General features: G+C 71.5%; 1 protein-coding gene. It reads left to right on the top strand.

The window, feature by feature from the left end:
• Positions 1-95: 95 nt before the first annotated feature.
• On the top strand, positions 96-747 hold a 652-nt coding region (locus FVW27_RS17985; protein ID WP_167127850.1), incomplete at its 3' end, for an RNA methyltransferase substrate-binding domain-containing protein.

The following is a 747-nucleotide window of genomic DNA, read 5'->3' as shown; positions in this document are numbered from 1 at the left end:
GACCCGAACGGCCAGGCCGCCCGCCGCACCGGGGCAAACCCGCCGATGGGCGGCGTGAGGCCCGATCCGACGCCCGGCCCGACACGCGCCCCAACGTGCGTACTGACACCCGCGACATCCTGCCCGACGCCCCGGAGTCTCCCTGCTCCATCCTGCCCGGCGTGAAGCCGGTGCTGGAGTTGCTGGAATCGGACCCCAGCCGTGTGGACACGGTGCTTATCCGCAAGGGCAAGCGCGGGCGCGAGGTGGACCGCATCGTGGAACTGTGCCGCGAGGCGCGGGTACGCTACATCTTTGCCGAGGCGCACGCCCTGGACCGGCTGTTCGCGTCGGGCAAGGCCATCGCCCAGCCTGCCGAGGACATGGCCGAGCCGGACATGCCGGACAACCAAACCGACGACCTTTTCGCCGATGACGACGACGCCTGGGACATTCTGGAAGGCCGGGGCACGGCCCGCGACACCAACGCCGATAACGACGACGATGCCCCCGGCGACGACACAGGCGCACGCACCGGGCGCGCTTCGCAGCCGTCGCCCTCTTCACATTCTTCGCACCAGGGCGTCATAGCGCGGGTGTTCGACGCCGGGTTCGCCGAATTCGGCGACATCCTGCGCGACGCCCCCGACGCGCCGCTGCCGCTCATCGTGGCACTGGACCAGGTGCAGGACCCCGGCAACGTGGGCACCCTGGCCCGCACCCTGTACGCGCTGGGCGCGGCGGGGCTGGTGGTGGTGCGCCACGGCG

The sequence above is a fragment of the Nitratidesulfovibrio liaohensis genome (genome assembly GCF_011682075.1).
Taxonomy (GTDB): Bacteria; Desulfobacterota; Desulfovibrionia; order Desulfovibrionales; family Desulfovibrionaceae; genus Cupidesulfovibrio; species Cupidesulfovibrio liaohensis.
The sequence above is the reverse complement of the archived record's forward strand: the minus strand, read 5'-3'. Positions and strand labels throughout refer to the sequence as shown.